Annotated in this window: 18 protein-coding genes; 11 read left to right on the top strand and 7 right to left on the bottom strand. The window is 71.1% G+C overall.

What is annotated here, in order from left to right:
• Window positions 1-73 precede the first annotated feature (73 nt).
• Window positions 74-1,591: an MFS transporter gene (locus AAHM41_RS32265; protein WP_342240738.1), complete on the bottom strand. Its 1,518-nt coding sequence runs from the start codon at window positions 1,589-1,591 to the stop codon at window positions 74-76.
• A gap of 2 nt (window positions 1,592-1,593) precedes the next feature.
• Entirely contained in the window at window positions 1,594-2,202 is a 609-nt protein-coding gene (locus tag AAHM41_RS32260) for a TetR/AcrR family transcriptional regulator (protein ID WP_342240737.1), read from the bottom strand.
• 112 nt (window positions 2,203-2,314) lie between these two features.
• Here AAHM41_RS32260 and AAHM41_RS32255 point away from each other — a divergent pair, with 112 nt between their 5' ends.
• Entirely contained in the window at window positions 2,315-3,094 is a 780-nt protein-coding gene (locus AAHM41_RS32255; RefSeq protein ID WP_342240736.1) for an enoyl-CoA hydratase-related protein, read from the top strand.
• Between the two features lie 3 nt (window positions 3,095-3,097).
• On the opposite strand, the gene AAHM41_RS32250 is transcribed toward AAHM41_RS32255, so the two are convergent.
• A complete protein-coding gene (locus tag AAHM41_RS32250) occupies window positions 3,098-4,408 on the bottom strand; it encodes an MFS transporter (protein ID WP_342240735.1) in 1,311 nt (436 codons plus the stop codon).
• Window positions 4,409-4,634: 226 nt separating this feature from the next.
• Here AAHM41_RS32250 and phnC point away from each other — a divergent pair, with 226 nt between their 5' ends.
• The 4 genes from phnC (at window position 4,635) to phnE (AAHM41_RS32230) (ending at window position 8,523) form a co-directional block, all read left to right on the top strand.
• Complete coding sequence (phnC, locus tag AAHM41_RS32245) at window positions 4,635-5,456, top strand: phosphonate ABC transporter ATP-binding protein (protein ID WP_342240734.1); 822 nt, start codon at window positions 4,635-4,637, stop codon at window positions 5,454-5,456.
• 212 nt (window positions 5,457-5,668) lie between these two features.
• Window positions 5,669-6,607 (top strand): phosphonate ABC transporter substrate-binding protein, encoded by a 939-nt coding sequence (phnD, locus tag AAHM41_RS32240; RefSeq protein ID WP_342240733.1) that lies wholly within the window; start codon window positions 5,669-5,671, stop codon window positions 6,605-6,607.
• Between the two features lie 138 nt (window positions 6,608-6,745).
• The gene (gene phnE, locus AAHM41_RS32235; RefSeq protein ID WP_342240732.1) at window positions 6,746-7,645 is read left to right on the top strand and encodes a phosphonate ABC transporter, permease protein PhnE; all 900 of its coding nucleotides are present in this window, start codon (window positions 6,746-6,748) and stop codon (window positions 7,643-7,645) included.
• Entirely contained in the window at window positions 7,645-8,523 is an 879-nt protein-coding gene (gene phnE / locus AAHM41_RS32230; protein ID WP_342240731.1) for a phosphonate ABC transporter, permease protein PhnE, read from the top strand. Before phnE (AAHM41_RS32235) ends, phnE (AAHM41_RS32230) begins: the two co-directional genes overlap by 1 nt.
• A 9-nt stretch (window positions 8,524-8,532) precedes the next feature.
• On the opposite strand, the gene AAHM41_RS32225 is transcribed toward phnE (AAHM41_RS32230), so the two are convergent.
• Together AAHM41_RS32225 and AAHM41_RS32220 are read right to left on the bottom strand one after the other, a co-directional pair.
• Window positions 8,533-9,813 carry a DUF5666 domain-containing protein gene (locus tag AAHM41_RS32225; protein WP_342240730.1) on the bottom strand — a complete coding sequence of 427 codons (1,281 nt, stop codon included), beginning with the start codon at window positions 9,811-9,813 and terminating at the stop codon, window positions 8,533-8,535.
• Complete coding sequence (locus AAHM41_RS32220) at window positions 9,813-10,667, bottom strand: DUF6502 family protein (protein WP_342240729.1); 855 nt, start codon at window positions 10,665-10,667, stop codon at window positions 9,813-9,815. The genes AAHM41_RS32225 and AAHM41_RS32220 overlap by 1 nt, the downstream gene beginning before the upstream one ends.
• 158 nt (window positions 10,668-10,825) lie before the next feature.
• On the opposite strand from AAHM41_RS32220, the gene AAHM41_RS32215 reads away from it, so the two are divergent.
• From AAHM41_RS32215 to AAHM41_RS32205, 3 genes are all read left to right on the top strand, one after another.
• Window positions 10,826-11,026, top strand: a complete 201-nt coding sequence (locus tag AAHM41_RS32215) for a hypothetical protein (RefSeq protein WP_342240728.1) — start codon at window positions 10,826-10,828, stop codon at window positions 11,024-11,026.
• A gap of 132 nt (window positions 11,027-11,158) precedes the next feature.
• Window positions 11,159-11,359 carry a hypothetical protein gene (locus AAHM41_RS32210; protein ID WP_342240727.1) on the top strand — a complete coding sequence of 67 codons (201 nt, stop codon included), beginning with the start codon at window positions 11,159-11,161 and terminating at the stop codon, window positions 11,357-11,359.
• On the top strand, window positions 11,356-11,532 hold the full coding sequence (locus AAHM41_RS32205; RefSeq protein WP_342240726.1) for a hypothetical protein: 177 nt from the start codon (window positions 11,356-11,358) through the stop codon (window positions 11,530-11,532). The genes AAHM41_RS32210 and AAHM41_RS32205 overlap by 4 nt, the downstream gene beginning before the upstream one ends.
• Here the strand turns inward: AAHM41_RS32205 and AAHM41_RS32200 are convergent.
• Complete coding sequence (locus AAHM41_RS32200) at window positions 11,529-11,912, bottom strand: winged helix-turn-helix domain-containing protein (protein WP_342240725.1); 384 nt, start codon at window positions 11,910-11,912, stop codon at window positions 11,529-11,531. The genes AAHM41_RS32205 and AAHM41_RS32200 overlap by 4 nt on opposite strands.
• Before the next feature lie 88 nt (window positions 11,913-12,000).
• On the opposite strand from AAHM41_RS32200, the gene AAHM41_RS32195 reads away from it, so the two are divergent.
• Window positions 12,001-12,219, top strand: a complete 219-nt coding sequence (locus AAHM41_RS32195; RefSeq protein WP_342240724.1) for a hypothetical protein — start codon at window positions 12,001-12,003, stop codon at window positions 12,217-12,219.
• Between the two features lie 96 nt (window positions 12,220-12,315).
• On the opposite strand, the gene AAHM41_RS32190 is transcribed toward AAHM41_RS32195, so the two are convergent.
• Window positions 12,316-13,716 carry an FAD-binding oxidoreductase gene (locus tag AAHM41_RS32190; RefSeq protein ID WP_342240723.1) on the bottom strand — a complete coding sequence of 467 codons (1,401 nt, stop codon included), beginning with the start codon at window positions 13,714-13,716 and terminating at the stop codon, window positions 12,316-12,318.
• Between the two features lie 204 nt (window positions 13,717-13,920).
• Here AAHM41_RS32190 and AAHM41_RS32185 point away from each other — a divergent pair, with 204 nt between their 5' ends.
• Together AAHM41_RS32185 and AAHM41_RS32180 are read left to right on the top strand one after the other, a co-directional pair.
• Window positions 13,921-14,640 carry a hypothetical protein gene (locus AAHM41_RS32185; protein ID WP_342240722.1) on the top strand — a complete coding sequence of 240 codons (720 nt, stop codon included), beginning with the start codon at window positions 13,921-13,923 and terminating at the stop codon, window positions 14,638-14,640.
• A 33-nt stretch (window positions 14,641-14,673) separates the two neighbouring features.
• Window positions 14,674-16,678, top strand: a 2,005-nt coding sequence (locus AAHM41_RS32180; protein ID WP_342240721.1) for an adenylate/guanylate cyclase domain-containing protein, incomplete at its 3' end; no start/stop codon positions are given.

Here is a 16,678-nt window from a genome sequence, read left to right as displayed (position 1 = left end):
AGGGGAGGGGGGACTCAAAAGGAGCGGGCTCAGCTATTGTGAAAAGGTCTCGCAAGCGGGAGAGGCAACGCGATCAGCGCCTCGAAAAGCCCGGCTGCGCCGTGGCCCGCCGCCGGGCCAGCACGATCAGCGCCACCAGCGCGGCCACGGCCAGCAGCCCCGCCGCCACCAGGGACGCGCCCTGATAGGTGGCGGAGAAGGCCGTCCGGGCTGCCGCCGCGACTGTGCCCGCCTCCGGCACCGCCAGCACCTCGGCCGCGACCAGCGCCTCGCCGATCGACCGCCGCGCCGCCGGCACCGCGGCCTCCAAGAGCGGCGGCAGCGCCAGCAGCCGCTGGTACAGCACCGTCATCAGGCTGCCGAACAGGGCGACGCCGAGGCCGCCGCCGAGCTCATAGGCCACCTCCTCGACCGCGGCGACGGCGCCGGCCTGGTGGGCCGGGGCGCTGTTCATGACGTTGACCGAGGCCGCGGTCATCACCGCGCCGAGCCCGGCGCCGATGGCGACGAAGCCGGCGATCTCGGCGGCCGAGACCGCCCCCGGCGGCAGCAGGGCGATGGCGACGAAGCCGGCGGCGGACAGGGCCAGGCTGGCCGTCAGCGTGGCGCGGAAGCCGAAACGATGCACCAGCCCGCCGGCCAGGGGCGAGGCCAGGAACGACGCCAGCGGCACCGGCGCCAGCCGCAGCCCGGCCTCCAGCGGCGACAGGCTCAGCACCAGCTGCAGCTGCTGGCTCAGCAGCAGCTCGAAGCCGACGATGATGATCATCGCCACCATGGCCCCGGCCAGGGCGATGGCGATGCCCGGGTTGCGGAACAGCGACAGGTCGATCATCGGCGTCGCCGCGCGGGCCTGGCGGCGCAGGAAGGCGGCCACCAGCCCGGCGCCGGCCAGGCCGATCGCGACCGCCTGCCACGGGTCGGCGCCGGCATGGGTGGTCTGCTTCACCGCATAGACCACGGCGATGATCCCGGCCATCGCCAGCAGCAGGCCGGGCAGGTCCCAGGGCCGCTTCTCGCCGCCGCGCCGGCCGGGCAGCAGCCACCAGGCGAAGGGCAGGGCGATCAGCACGATCGGCACGTTGATCAGGAACACGGCGCCCCAATGGAAATGCTCCAAGAGGGCGCCGCCGACCACCGGGCCGAAGGCGGCGCCGCCGGAGGCGACCGAGCCCCAGACGCCGATCGCGATCGCCCGCTCGCGCGGGTCGTCGAAGGCCAGACGCAGGATCGACAGGGTGGCGGGCATCATCATCGCTCCGCCGAAGGCCAGGAAGGCGCGGCCGGCGATCAGCCACTCCGGGCCGGGGGCGACGGCGCAGGCGGCCGAGGCCAGCCCGAACAGCATCAGCCCCAGCAGCAGCAGGCGCTTGTGCCCGATCCGGTCGCCCAGCGTGCCGGCGGCCGGCAGCAGCCCGGCCATCAGCAGCGGATAGATGTCGATGATCCACAGCAGCTGCGGCGCGCTCGGCGCCAAAGCGCGGCTCAGGGTCGGCACCGCGATGTGCAGCACCGTGGCGTCGATCGCCACCATCAGCAGCGCCACCGAGACGATGGGCAGGATCGCCCAGCGATTGACGGAACCGGTCATGCTCAGGCTCCGGGGGCGAGGAGGCGGCGGACCATTTCGGGCAGGGCGGCGATGCCGGCGGCGATGTCGAAATCCGGGTCGGTCGCCACCCGGGCGCTGAAGCCGTCGATCAGCATCAGCAGCCAGATCGCCGCGCTGTCGGGGTCGAGACCCGGATCGGCCTGGCCGCAGGCGGTGGCGCGGCCGATCAGATGCGCCAGCGCCGGCCGGATCTCGGCGTCGCTGCGGTCCAGCACCGCCTGGATCTGCGGGTTGCGCGCGCCCTCGGACAGGATCTCCAGCCACAGCCGGTGCCCGGCGGCATCGGTGGTCAGGGTCAGGAAACTCTCGAGCAGGGTGGTGATCGCGGCCAGCGGGTCGTCGGTGTCCTCCACCGCCCGGAACAGCGCCGAAGTCTCCTCGCGCTCGGCATCGACCAGGGCGGCGATCATCGCCTCCTTGTTCCGGAAGTAGCGGTAGAGGTTGCCGGCGCTCATCCCCGCCGCCTCGCAGATCTCGGCCATGCCGGTGCCGTGGAAGCCGCGCCGGGCGAAGCAGTCGGCGGCCGCCTCCAGGATGCGGCGGCGCTTCTCCTCGCGGCGGGACAGCAGATCGGTGATGGGTTCGGACATGTTCGGATTCGTGAGAATGAACGTTCATTCTCACGATTCGATGGGTTCGATCAAGTGCCCATGTCTGCGTGAAGCCTCTATTGTGCCCGGGCACGACACTCTGGTGGCCCCGATGACCGACACCTCGATCCGATGGTTCCGCGACGGCAGGCTGGCGCGGCTGCGGCTGCAGCGGCCGGCGCGGCACAATGCGATCAGCGCGGCGATGTGGCGGGCGCTGCCGGAGCTGTGCCGCGAGATCGACGCCGACCCCGAGGTCGCGGCGGTGATCGTGGAGGGGGAGGGCGTCTTCTCGGCCGGCGCCGACATCACCGAATTCGGCACGGTCTTCGCCGATGCCGACTCGACCGCCGCATACAATGCCGCGGTCCGAGCCGGGCTGGCCGCGGTCGAAAGCCTGGACCGGCCGAGCATCGCCCTGGTCCGCGGCCTGTGCGTCGGTGGCGGCTGCGGCCTGGCGCTGGCCTGCGACCTGCGCTTCGCCGGCGGCACGGCGCGGCTCGGCATCACCCCGGCCCGGCTCGGCCTCGCCTATGGCTTCGCCGACACGCGGCGGCTGGTGGCGACGGTCGGGCCCGCCCGGGCCAAGGACATGCTGTTCTCCGGCCGCCTGCTCGACGCCGCCGAGGCGCTGGCGATCGGGCTGGTCGACCGGGTGCTGCCGGACGAGGCGGTCGAGTCGGCGGCGCGGGACTATGCCAGCGGCCTGGCCGAGCGGGCGCCGCTCAGCCTGCGCGCGGCCAAGCGGATGATCGAGGCGATCATGGCCGGCGCCGACAGCGACACGGCCGAGACCGCGGCGCTGTATGAGGCCGCCTATCGCAGCGCCGATTTCCGCGAGGGGCAGGCGGCCTTCACCGAACGCCGGCCGCCCCGCTTCGAGGGACGCTGACCCTTATTCGGCCGGCCGCAGCCGGCCGGTCGGCGGCGCGGGCGGCTTGTGGCGGCGCAGCGCGGCCTGGACCACGAAGGTCATCAGCGCGCCGGCCACCATGCAGGCGGCCAGGAACCACATCGGCGCCAGCTGGCTGCCGGTGACGTCGCCGATCCAGGGCACCGCGTTCTGGGCGATGAAGCCGCCGAGATTGCCGACAGAGTTGATCGCGGCGATGCCGGCGGCCGCCGTGGCGCCGGTCAGGAAGCTCGGCGGCAGCGACCAGAACACCGGCTGCGGCGCGAAGATGCCGGCCGCGGCGACACACAGCAGCGCGAACTTCATGGCGTTGCCCGGCACCACCACGCTCAGCGCCAGGCAAACCGCCGCAATCAGCGCCGGGATGACGATGTGCCAGGTCTGGTCGCCGGTGCGGGCGGCGTTGCGCGGCACCCACCACAGCGCCAGGGCGACGCAGGCCCAGGGGATGACGTTCAGGAGGCCGTTGGTGGTGTTCGACACGCCGAAGCCCTTCACCACCGTCGGCAGCCAGTAGCTGAGGCCATAGGCGCCGAGCGGGAAGGCGACATAGAACAGGGCCAGCAGCTGCACCCGGCGGTCGAGCAGCGCCGCGAAGGGATTGCCGTGCTGCTCCTTGCCCTGCGCGTTCTCCCGCTCCAGCACGTCGTGCAGCCACTTCTTCTCGCCGGCATCCAGGAAATCGGCCGTCTCCGGCCGCTCGGGCAGGAAGAAATAGGTGACGACGCCCATCACCACCGCCGGGATGCCGGTGGCGATGAACACCCATTCCCAGCCCTTCAGGCCGAGCACGCCGTGGAGGTCCAAGAGCGCGCCGCCGACGGTCGAGCCGACGGCGTTGGCCAGGGCGCTCCAGGCCATGAACAACCCGACCATGCGGCCGCGATACATCTGCGGGAACCATAGCGTCAGCGCGAACAGCACGCCGGGGAAGAAGCCGGCCTCGGCCGCGCCCAGCAGGAAGCGCAGGATGTAGAACATCGTCGCGTTCTGGGTGAAGGCCAGGGCGATGGTGACCAGGCCCCAGGAGAAAATGATCCGGGCCAGCCAGCGCCGGGCGCCGACTCGGGCCAGGATCACGTTCGACGGCACCTCGAACAGGAAGTAGCCGATGAAGAACAGGGAGGCGCCGAGGCCGTAGGCGGCCTCGCTGAGGCCGAGGTCGCCGACCATCTGCAGCTTGGCGTAGCTGACATTCTGGCGGTCGATATAGGCGATCAGATACAGCAGGCCGAGGAACGGCATCAGCCGCCAGGTGATCTTGGCGATCGTCTGCGGGCGGGACTCGGGCACGCGTTCAACTCCCTCAAATCGTATGATGATTTGCTGCCTTGGCGCGCAAAGAAGCCGCTTTGGGAGAGAACGTCAACCCGTGCGATGCGGTGCCGCGGCATCCGGGGCGTTCATCGAAACGACATCTGAGGATCACGCGACTGTAACTGGGCTCTGTTAGGCCGTTGACGCCGAACGGCCGCAGCCCCCCGCCGCGCGCCGCCCTGTCCCGACCGGAGCGTGCCTCATGGCCGAACTCGTGATCGAAGGCCTGACCAAGAGCTTCCGCGCCGTCAACGCGGTCGATGACGTCAGCCTGTCGATCGCCCCCGGCCAGATGGTCGGCGTGATCGGCCGCTCCGGCGCCGGCAAGTCGACCATGCTGCGCCTGGTCAACCGCCTGGCCGACCCCACCGGCGGCCGCATCCTGTTCGACGGCGTCGACGTCACCAGGCTGAAGGGCCGCGCCCTGCGCGACTGGCGCGCCCGCTGCGCCATGATCTTCCAGCAGTTCAATCTGGTCACCCGGCTCGACGTGCTGACCAACGTGCTGCTCGGCCGCATCTCCGAGCACTGGACGCTGCCGTCGCTGTTCAAGCAATTCGGCGAGCGCGAGCGGGCCTTCGCCATCCAGGCGCTCGACCGGCTCGACATGGCCCATGCCGCGCTGCAGCGCGCCGACACCCTGTCCGGCGGCCAGCAGCAGCGCGTAGCCATCGCCCGGGCCCTGCTGCAGGAGCCCGAGGTGCTGCTGGCGGACGAGCCGATCGCCTCGCTCGACCCGCGCAACGCCAAGATCGTGATGGACGCGCTGCGCGCCATCAACCGCGAGGACGGCATCACCGTCCTCGTCAACCTGCACACGCTCGACACCGCCCGGCACTACTGCGACCGGGTGGTCGGCATGGCCAAGGGCCGTGTCGTCTTCGATGGCGCCCCCGAGGCGCTGACCATGGAGGTGGTCGAGCGGATCTACGGCGTCGACGGCATGCGCGAGGCGCTCGACGAGCGCATCACCTCGACCGCGATCGAGCCCCGGACCGGCGACCGCGAACTGGTCCCGGCCTGAGAGACCGTTTGGAAATGCGCTGGCGTGAGTCGGCTGGCGGTGGTTTCGAGAACCGGAGCGCAGCGGACGTTTGGGTCCGTGAGCACCGGAAGCGCAGAAACTGCCGTCAGACGGCCTCGCCAGTAGCATTCCAAACGGTCTCGGAGCTCCAACCGACGGCGGCCGGCACACGCCGGACGTCCGAACCAAGTGACAGCAAAAGGGGTAGACCCATGTTCATGCGGCGCACCATCCTCGCGGCGGCCACGGCTGCCGTCGCCCTTGCCGGCCTGGCCGGCACCGCCGTCGCGGCGGATCCGAGCTGGAAGAAGGACGTTCCGGTCATCCGCATCGGCATCCTCGGCGGCGAGAACGACGCCGACCGGCTGGCCCGCTACGACGGCTTCCAGAAGCTGCTCGAGACCACCTACAACGTGCAGGTCGAGCTGTATCCGGCCTCGGACTATGCCGGCGTCATGCAGGGCATGGCCGCGGGCCAGCTCGACTTCGCGAACTTCGGCGCCTCCAGCTATGCCGGGCTGTGGCTCGACTGCAAATGCGTCGAGCCGCTGGTGGTGCCGAAGGAGAAGGACGGGTCGACCGGCTACTATTCGGTGCTCTACGTCAAGTCCGACAGCCCGTACCAGAAGCTCGACGACCTCAAGGGCAAGTCGCTGGCCTTCGCCGATCCGAACTCGACCTCGGGCTACCTGATCCCGAACTTCCAACTCAAGGACCAGGGTTATGACCCGGCCAAGTTCTTCGGCTCGACCGCCTTCTCCGGCGGGCACGAGCAGGGCGTGGTCGCGGTGCTGAAGGGCCAGTACGACGCCGGCGTCACCTGGATCTCCGGCCAGGGCGACCAGGCCCAGGGCTACAGCCGCGGCGCCCTGCGCAGCATGGTCGACAAGAAGATGCTCGACATGAAGGATCTGCGCATCGTCTGGCAGTCGACCCTGATCCCGAACGGCCCCTGGGCCACGCGCACCGCCCTGCCGGAGGCGTTCCGCAAGGACATGCTGGACTTCATGATGAAGCTTCCGACCGAGCATCCGGACATCTACGAGGCGGTCGAGAAGGGCGCCGGCGCGGGCTATGAGCCGGTCACCAACGACTTCTTCTCCGGCATCATCAAGATGCGCGAGACCGAAGCCACGCAGCGGCGCAGCTGATCGGGCTCCGGCCTGCACCCTCAACCGTCATTGCGAGGAGGCGAAGCCGACGAAGCAATCCATGCCTCCGCTCCTGCGGCCCTGGATTGCTTCGCTGCGCTCGCAATGACGGTGTTGGGGATTCTGAAGAAATCCAAGATGACCACCTTGTCCGAACACCGTCCCACCGACCCGGTCGCGGCCTTCGAGGCCGGGCGGCGGGCGCTCTTGCGCCCGCGCCGCCGGGCGACTCTGGTCGGCTTGGTGCTGTTCCTGGCCGCCGTGGCCGCTGGCGGATATGTCGGCGAGTTCTTCCCGTCCAAGCTCGCCGCCGGCCTGCCGCGGATCAGCGAGTATATCGGCCGCACCCTGCCGACGCTGACCTGGGGTGAGCTCCTGTCCGACAGCAAGACCCAGGGGTCGATCGCCTACTGGTACTACCGCGCCGGCAGCTATCTGGTGCTGCTGTGGCAGACGGCGCAGATGGCGATCCTGGGCACCGTGCTGGGCGCCACCGCGGCGCTGCTGCTCAGCTTCCCGGCCTCGCGCAACCTGGTGCGCAGCCACTGGATCTACCATCTCGGCCGCCGCTTCCTCGAGATCTGCCGCAGCGTGCCGGACATCGTCTATGCGCTGTGCTTCGTCTGGGCCTGTGGCGTCGGTCCGCTGGCCGGCATCCTGGCGATGGCGGTGCACACCACCGGCGCGCTCGGCAAGCTGTTCTCCGAGGTCAACGAGGCGGTCGACGACAAGCCGCTCGAGGGCATCCGCGCCGCCGGCGGCACCTGGGTCCAGATCATGCGCTTCGGCGTGCTGCCGCAGGTGCTGCCGAACTTCCTCTCCTATGCGCTGCTGCGGCTCGAGATCAACATCCGCTCGGCCTCGGTGCTGGGCTTCGTCGGCGCCGGCGGCATCGGGCAGGAGCTCTACTACATCGTCAGCTTCAACTATTACGAGGAGCTGAGCGCGCTGGTGCTGATGATCGTCGCGGCGGTGACGCTGATCGACCTCGGCTCGGAGCGGCTGCGCTCGGCCTTCCTGCCGCGGGAGGCGCATTGATGGGCACTCGTTTCGCCCAGATCCGGCCGATCGATGTCGACCGCGCCCGCGCCGCAATGCCTCGCGCTTTCGGCCGGTCCTGGAGCGAGCGGCTGCTGAGCAACGGGCTGCTGGCCCTGGCCGCCGCCTATCTCGGCTACCTGCTCTGGACCTTCGATTTCTCGCCGGCCCGGCTCTATGAGGGGTTGGTCAGCCCGAACGGCCTGTTCGTCATCGCCGGGCAGATGGTCGCCTGGCACGGCATGGCCGAGTGGCGATACGCCGAGATCTTCACCGCGCTGGGCCAGACCGTCGCCATGGCCTTCATCGGCACGCTGCTGGCCTCGGTGATCGCGATCCCGCTCGGCTTCCTCGGCGCCCGCAACATCATGCCGATCGGCTTCCAGCGCTTCGGTTTCCGCCGGCTGTTCGACGGGTTGCGCGGCGTCGACCAGCTGATCTGGGCGCTGGTGTTCGTGCGGGCGGTCGGGCTCGGGCCGCTGGCTGGCATCCTGGCCATCTGCGTCTCCGACATCGGCTCGCTGTCCAAGCTCTACGCCGAGGCGATCGAGACGGCGGAGAAGAAGCAGATCGAGGGCGTGCGCTCGACCGGTGCCTCGACCCTGGCGGTGCTGCGCTTCGGCGTGCTGCCGCAGGCGATCCCGCTGTTCCTGTCGCAGGCGCTGTACTTCTTCGAATCCAACACTCGCTCGGCCACCATCCTCGGCATCGTCGGCGCCGGCGGCATCGGGCTGCAGATCTCCGAGCGCATCAAGATCCTGGCCTGGGACCAGGTCGCCTTCATCCTGATCCTGGTGCTGGCCGTGGTCGCGCTGATCGACACCCTGTCGAAATGGCTGCGCCTCAAGCTGATCGGGCGCGAGGCGGCGCGGAGCTGACCCCGCCCGTCAGCCGAAGGGCAGGCGGCCGCGATGGCCGCGCCCGCCCGGCGCCGGGCTGCAGGAATCGCCCAGGCCGCCGCGGCAGCCGTCGAAGCTTCCCTCCATCGGGCTCAGCTGTCGGCCGGTCCAATCCGGCCCGCCGCGCGGCGCGCCGGCATTCGCCGGTGACGGGTTGATGCCGGCCGGGTTGCGCGACTCCTCAGGGCCGTGCGGCCCGAAGGAGCCGCTGCCGGGTCGGCCTCCCGGTCCAGGCCCGCTCTCCGGGCCGAGGCCGCTCGGCCGGTCGAGGCCGATCCCGCGCGGCGCCTCCGGCACCATCCCGGTCCGGCCGACCGTGCTGCGCAGGCCGACCGCCTCCAGCTTGCCGTCCGGCTGGCGCTGGAACTCGACGATCATGCGCTGCGGCTGGGCGCCGAGGGCGCCGAAGCTCCCCGCGGCCGGCGCGCTCAGGCCACGGCCCCAGTGCAGGCCGCCCGGGGCCGCGCTGGCATAGGATTCGATGACCAGCCGGGTCACTGACCGGCCGAACCAGCCGGACGGGTCCGCCGCCAGCGCGTCCCGCGACACCGATTCGGGCACCAGCGCCCCATCCGCATAGCGCCCGGAGACCATCACCTCCTGGCCGATGCCGGCGCCCAGGCGCGATCCCGGCCGCAGCGCCAGCGTGCCGATGCGCGGTGCCTCGGCGGTGCCGGACAGCGTCCCGTGCACGGTGACGCGGCCGGGCTCGCGCCGATCGATGCGGGTGGCGACGATGCCGCCATCCGGGCCGGCCAGGCCGCTCACCGCCACCCAGTCGCCGACCTTGGGCGTGACCGCATCGCCCCAGACCTGGCCGGCGATGGTGACCCGCTGCCCGGCGACGCGCAGCACGCTGCCGTTCGCTTCCACCGCCTCGACCGGGCCGGAGACCTCGTGGCGGATGGCGATGCTGCTGGCGTCGAGGCGCGACCCGCTGCCCGAAGCGGTGACCGCCGCCACCTGGCCGACCTTCAGGGCTTCGCCGCCGGCAGCGCTCTGCCCGTCGATCCGCACCGGCGTCGCCGGGCCGAACTCGACCTCGATGCCGTTCACCCAGATGCTGCCGAAGCCGGTGATGACGCCGACGATGCCGGTGCCGCCCATGCCGCGGTCCTCGACCGGGCCGGGCGAGATGCCGGTGCCGCCGATGCCGCGGTCGGCGACCGCTTCCTTCGTCGCCGGCGTCGGTGCAGCCGGACGGTCACCGGGGCCGGCCGAGGAGCAGGCGGCCAGCAGGGCGAGAGCCAGGAATCGCATGCGGCTCATCACGGCGCCGTCTCCTCGTCGACCGGATCATCCTCGACATACACGTAGACACCCAGGTTGATCCGCCGCAGCGGTGTGCTGGTGCCGGCTGCTTTGTCGTCGGCCTCGGCCATCGCCAGCGCCATCCGGTTGACGTCGGTCAGCAGCTGCTGCGCGGCATCGCGCGCCGTGGCCTCCAGCTGCGCCACCGTCTCCGGGCGCAGCCGGTCGTAATGCATGCTGCGGTCGAAGAACGGCGCCGGCCCGGCGGTGGCCACATTCGCGGCCGCGGCGGCGATGTGGTCGTGCAGGTTGCGGGCGAAGTAGAACAGCTGCTCCTCCCCGCCCGGCCGCGGGATGAAGGCGGCGGTGTTCAGACGCACACGGCCGTCCTCGTCCAGCGACACGATCTCCTGGCCGATCCAGTCGTCCAGCACCGACCGGGCCCGGACATCCTTGGTGACCGATTCGACCAGACCCTCGAACGAGGCCTCGCCGGCGGTGCGGGCCGTGCGCGGCAAGGGCAGGGGACCGCCCTCCGCATCCGCATAGGGCGGCGTGCCCAGCCAGCGGGCGATGATCTGGCTGCCCAGCGTCACCACCGCCGGGATCTCGCCGGTCTCGGGGGCCTGGGTCCGCAGACGGCGGATCTCCTTCCGGTGCACGCCGGTCATCAGGCTGATGCGGCTGTCGGTCTGTGCCTTCGGGTCGGCCAGCAGGTCACGCGCGGCGACGTCGACATACAGGCCGCGCAGCAGGTCGGCCAGGACCGGAAAGGTCACGCCGCTGCGGATCAAGAGCCGCACCAGCGGCCGCAGCAGGCGCGCCAGCGGCTTGAGCAGGGCCTGGGGAGGAGGCGGCAGGGCAGAAGACATGGCGAATCCGTCTGTTCGAACGGACCTTAGCATGCTCGTGTGTGGGAAAAATACCCACAGACGAGAGATTTCATTTGACGTGGGTGGAGATCCCACAGATGGAGCGTGGGAGAAATTCCCACGATCCAGGAGTCGCCATGCCAACGTTGGAGCCGACCATGATCCGAAAGGCATTGCCGCCGATCGCGCCGGAGCCCGGCAACGGTCCACGCGGCGCGGCCGGCCGTGACCTGATCCGCCGGATCGCGGTGACCGCCCTCGCGATCATCGCGATGGCCGGGATCGGTCTGATGCTGATGGACCTCGCCATCGACAAGCTGTCGAGCCTGTCCTTTCTCCGGCTGTCCGGCCTGTTCTGAGGAGCGATCGATGCTGCAGCCGATCCTGCTGATGCTGCCGTGGCTCGGACTCTATCTGCGGTCGCATGTCCCGCCCGTCCGCCGCGGGCCGCCACCCCGATCCCCGGCCGCGACTCCGGCGGAGCGCCGGCCATGATGGACGGCCTGATCGTCTGGGCCGCCATCGGCCCCATCCTCGCCTTCATCGCGGGGGCGGTCGTCGTCGCCTGCCTGGATGACGACGAAACCGAGGATCTCCCGTTGCCGGATTATCTCCGCCCGGCCAATGGCACCGCGCATCCCGCGGATCGTCCGGCGCGATCCTGCCTGCAATGCGGACGGAGGCCGGAATGACCATCGCCCTCATCCTCTGGGCGGTCATCGGTCCCTCGGTGGGGATGGTGGTTGGCGCGGCCTTCGCCTCCCGGCATCCCGACGACGAGCGCCTGCCGCAGGCCGAAGACGCCGGCCGCTCGCCGGACAGCGCCTTGTCCCGGGCGCCGGCCTCCGCCGGCCGCCTCGGCTAGTCCTTGATCTCCGTCGGGCTGGCGGCGTCACCCGGCGCCGCCGTCGCCGTCTGCAGTCCGGCCAGCCGCCGGGCGACGCTGGCCGTGGTCTCCTGCTCGATGGCGCGGAACTGCTCGACCAGCCACTGCCCGAACGGGGTCAGCGCGGCGCCGCCGCCCTGGGGGCCGCCGTGCCGGGTCTCGATCACCTTCTCGCGGAAGCAGCCGTTCAGGCTGTCGATCAGCAGCCAGGCGCGGCGGTAGGACATCCCCATCGCCCGTCCGGCGGCGGAGATCGAGCCGGTCTCGGCGATGTGCTCGAGCAGCCCGATCTTGCCGGGGCCGAGCTGCCGGTCCGGGCCGGCGGGGTCGAAGTCGATGCGGATGCGCAGCCTGGGCATGATTGTGCCATGATACGGGCAAGGCGGAGCCGGGGGAACTCGGCACCGCACGGTCCGTTGAGATTGCAGGCGACCAAGGGAGGCCACGATGTCTGCTGCCGAGCCGCGTCCGGCCGAGCCGGTGCCGGACGACAAGGTCGACGAGGCGGGCGAGGACAGCTTCCCGGCCAGCGATCCCCCGGCCTATCAGACGTCCGTGACCAGCGGCGCCCCGAACCACGCGACCGAGCCCAAGCGCAACGCCCCGGTGGTGGCGATCATCGCCGTGGCCGCGGTGATCGTGCTGCTGTGGTTGCTGTTTGGATAGGCCTTGTCGGTTGGGTTCGCCCTTGCGAACCCGACAATGGCTCGGGCGGCGCGATGTTGGGTTCGCTCCCGCGAACCCAACCTACCTCCCGGGCCCTCAATTCCCCGGCAGCACCTTGCCCGGGTTGAGGATGCCGGCGGGGTCGAGTGCCCGCTTCAGCGCCTGCATCACCGCCACGCCGTCGCCGTGCTCCTGCTGCAGGAAGCGGATCTTGCCGTAGCCGATGCCGTGCTCGCCGGTGCAGGTGCCGCCCATCGCCAGGGCCCGCATCACCAACCGGTCGTGGAAGGCCTCGGCCCGGGCGATCTCCTCCCGGTCGTCCGGGTCCAGGATCATGCAGGTGTGGAAGTTGCCGTCCCCGACATGGCCGACGATCGGCGCCACCAGGCCGCTGGCCTCGATATCGGCCTTGGTCTCGACCAGGCAGTCGGCCAGCCGGCTGATCGGGACGCAGACATCGGTCGGCATGCCGCGGCAGCCGGGGCGCAGCGCGATGCCGGCGTAATAGGCCTTGTGCCGCGCCTCCCACAGCTTGCTGCGATCCTCGGCCTTGGTGGTCCAGCGGAATGCGCCGCCGCCATTCTCCTCCGCCAGGGCCTTCACCGTCTCCGCCTGCTCGGCCACCCCGGCCTCGGTGCCGTGGAACTCGAAGAACAGCGTCGGCGCCACCTCGAGGTCGAGCTTCGAATAGGCGTTGCTGGCGCCGATCTGGACCTCGTCCAGCAGCTCGATCCGGGCCACCGGGATGCCGAGCTGGATGGTGGCGATCGTGGTGTTGACCGCGTCGGCCACGGTCGGGAAGGCGCAGACGGCCGAGGAGATCGCCTCCGGGATGCCGTACAGCTTCAGCGTCACCTCGGTGATCAGGCCCAGCGTGCCCTCCGAACCGACGAACAGCCGGGTCAGGTCGTAGCCGGCCGCGGATTTGCGCGCCCGGCCGCCGGTGCGGATGACGCGGCCGTCGGCCAGCACCACGGTCAGCCCCAGCACGTTGTCGCGCATGGTGCCGTAGCGCACCGCGTTGGTGCCGGAGGCGCGGGTCGCCGCCATGCCGCCCAGGCTGGCATCGGCGCCGGGGTCGATCGGGAAGAACAGGCCGGTGTCGCGCAGATGCTCGTTCAACTGCTTGCGCGTCACCCCGGCCTCGACCGTGCAGTCGAGGTCCTCGGCCGAGACCCGGGTCACCCGGTTCATCTGCGACAGGTCGATGGTGACGCCGCCGCGCAGCGCCGCGATGCCGCCTTCCAGCGAGGTGCCGGTGCCGTAGGGCACTACCGGTACCTCGTGCGCGGCGCAGATCCGCAGCACCGCCGCCACCTCCTCGGTCGAGTGCGGGAAGGCGACCGCGTCGGGCGGCATGGTCGGGTGCCAGCTCTCCTCCCGCCCATGCTGCTCGCGCACCGCGGCGGCGGTGGAGAAGCGGTCGCCCAGCAGGGCGCGCAGGGCGGCGAGGGCGCGGTCGTCGAGGGCGGGGCGGGGCTGCTGGGTGACGGCCATGATCCGGTTCAAAGGTCAGACATAACGAGGGCAACTGTCGACCTTAAGCCCACGTCTGCCGTGCGGCAAGGCTGCGCCGTCGGTGCCCGTGGCCGCAATCCCGTAACAACACTGCCGTCAATGCGACACAATGGCAGCGCATTGGACGTCCAGGGGGCGGCGGGTGCACATCCGTCGTGAATTTAAGGTCGGGGATTAACGAATATGAACAAGCTGGTTTCAGCCTGCGCCGCCATACTGTTCTCGGCGGCCCTTCTGGTTCCTTCGGCGGCCTCCGCCCAGTTCGAAGGCCTGCTGGACAACCTCCTCTCCTCACCCACCGAGCCCAGCACCTCCGCCCCGGCCGGGCAGGAGCCGTCGGCGCAGGTCACCGCGATCAGCGGCGCGCCCGGGGCCGGGGTCGAGGTGACGGACAGCGTCTATCCCGGCCAGACCATCGATCTCGGCCGCGGCGGCCGGCTGGTCCTGGCCTATGGCGGCGGCTGCACGGTCGAGACCATCCGCGGCGGTGTCGTCACGGTCGGCGTCGCCGCCAGCCGAGTGGCCGGCGGCCAGGTGCAGACCAGCAGCGGCGACTGTGCCCGCACCCAGGTCGCGGTGAACGCCCGTTCGGCCGAGGCCGGCGCCGGTGTCAACCGGGCGGTCAATAGCCCGTTCGACCCGCGGCTCTGGGCCGAGACCACCGTCACCTCCGCCCGGCCGCAATTCTCCGGCGCCGAGGGCCCCGTCAGCATCGTGATGCTGGACGCGCCGGCGCCGCAGACCGTGTGGGAAGGCCAGGGCGGCGGCGGCTTCCGCTACCCCGGCAACGCGCCGAAGCTGCAGACCGGCGTGCCCTACAAGATCGTGGCCGGCGGCCGCTCCGCCGTGTTCTCGGTCGATCCCGGCGCCAAGGGGGCGGGCGGCACTGTGGTGCTGCGCTGACGCGCGGCCGGACGCTCCACTCCCTCTCCGATCATGCGAAGGCTCCGTCGCCCGGCCGTGGCGCTCGGGATCGGCCTGGTCCTGGGCTGCAGTCTGCTGCTGCCCGGCGCCGGCTTCCTGCAGCGCCTCGGCATCGACGTGCTGCTGTGGCTCGACCGGCCTCTCGGCTGGACGGCCCGGCCGCTGCCGCACCGCCTGCCGGTGGCGGTGGTGGCGATCCGGGAGGAGACCTACCGCACCCCGCCGCTGTGGAACCGGCCGAAGGTCTCCTGGACGCCGGAACTCGCTCAGGTGCTGGCCGGTCTGGCACAGGGCGGGGCCGCGATGATCGGCCTGGACGAGATATTCCCGACCACGCTGGACCGGCGGGATCTGATCGAGAGCTACGACCGGAAGCTGAAGCAGGCGCTGGCCGCGATCGCGCCGACCGGCCGGATCGTCCTCGGCTTCGCCCAGTCCGGCGATGTCCCGGTGCGGCCGGAGCAGGGGCAGGTCACGGCGGTCGGCGGCGACCGCAACCTGAGCCCGGTCAACCTGCATTACGACCCCGACAACGTGGTCCGGGTCTACCCGGCCGTCATGCCGCGCCAGGATGGCCGGGACAGCGTGCCGACCCTGGCGGCGGAACTCGTCGCCCGGGCCGGCCACGCCGTGCCGCGAGGCACTTCGGTGATCGACTTCACCATCGGCCCGCGCGACGTGCCGATCTATGACTTCGCCGACCTGGCGGCCTGCGCCAAGGCCGGCCGGATCGACTTCTTCCGCCGCGAATTCGCCGATCGAATCGTCATCATCGGCCCGCTGCTCGATGTCGAGGACCGCCACCTCACGGCGCGGCGGATGCTCGCCGAGGCCTCGGACCACGATCCGGCGGCACGCTGCGCGCACCCGGAAGCCCCGCTGACCAGCACGCTCAGCCGGTCGAACATGCCGGGCACGCTGGTCCACGCCATCGCGGCGCTGACCTTCGCCCTCGGCCGGGCGCCGCAGATGCTGCCGCCGCCGGCCGCCGCGGCCGTGGTCGGGGTCGCCTCGACCGCGCTGGGTGCGCTCCTGTTTCTGCTGGCGCCGGTCTGGGGGCTGCTGGCCGCGCTGGCTGCCGCGGCGGTCGCGGTTCTCGCCTCGCTGCTGGCGCTCGGCGGCGGCGTGGTCCCGCCGCTGGTGCCGCTGCTGCTGGCCTTCGCCCTGACCTACACCGCGATCTATGTCTACCGCTTCGTGGTCGAGGACCGCGCCCGGCGCCGTGTCACCCACGCCTTCCGGCATTACCTCGCCCCGTCGCTGGTCGAGAAGCTGGCCGAGAATCCCGACGCCCTGACCCTCGCCGGCGAGACCCGGCCGATCACCATCGCCTTCTACGACATCGCCGGCTTCACCGACCTGAGCGAACGGCTGGAGGACGAGCCGGAACGGCTGGTCGAGGTGGTCAACGGCCTCTTGGCCCGCGTCGCCGACGCGGTCGAGCGCCATGGCGGCTATGTCGACAAGTTCATCGGCGATTCGGTGATGGCGGTGTGGGGCGCGCCGCTGCCCGACCCGCATGGCGCCGAGCACGCCGTCGCCGCGGGGATGGACGCCTTCGCGGCGCTCGGCCGGTACAACCGCACCGCGATGCACGACCAGGGTCTGCCGCCGCTCGGCCTGCGGGCCGGCATCAACTCCGGCCCGGCCGTGGTCGGCAATGTCGGGTCGCCGACCCGGCTGAACTACACGGTGCTCGGCGACGCCGTGAACCTGGCCTCGCGGCTGGAAGGCGCCAACAAGCTCTACGGCAGCCAGCTGATGATCGGCGAGGCCACCTATCGCGCCCTGCCGCGGCGCTGGCTGGTGCGGCGGCTCGACTACCTGGCGGTCAAGGGCAAGCTGCGGCCGGTCCGGGTGTATGAGCCGATCGCGCCGCTGGTCGACGCCACGGTCGAGCAGGTGCAGGCGGTGCGCCGGTTCCACGCCGCCCTGGCGCTCTATTACCGCCGCCGCTTCGCCGAGGCGGCGGAGGGGGGGGGGGGGGTGGGGGGGCCCGCGCCCCCCCCCCCCCCCC

This window comes from Inquilinus sp. OTU3971 (assembly GCF_038440215.1).
The sequence above is the reverse complement of the archived record's forward strand: the minus strand, read 5'-3'. Positions and strand labels throughout refer to the sequence as shown.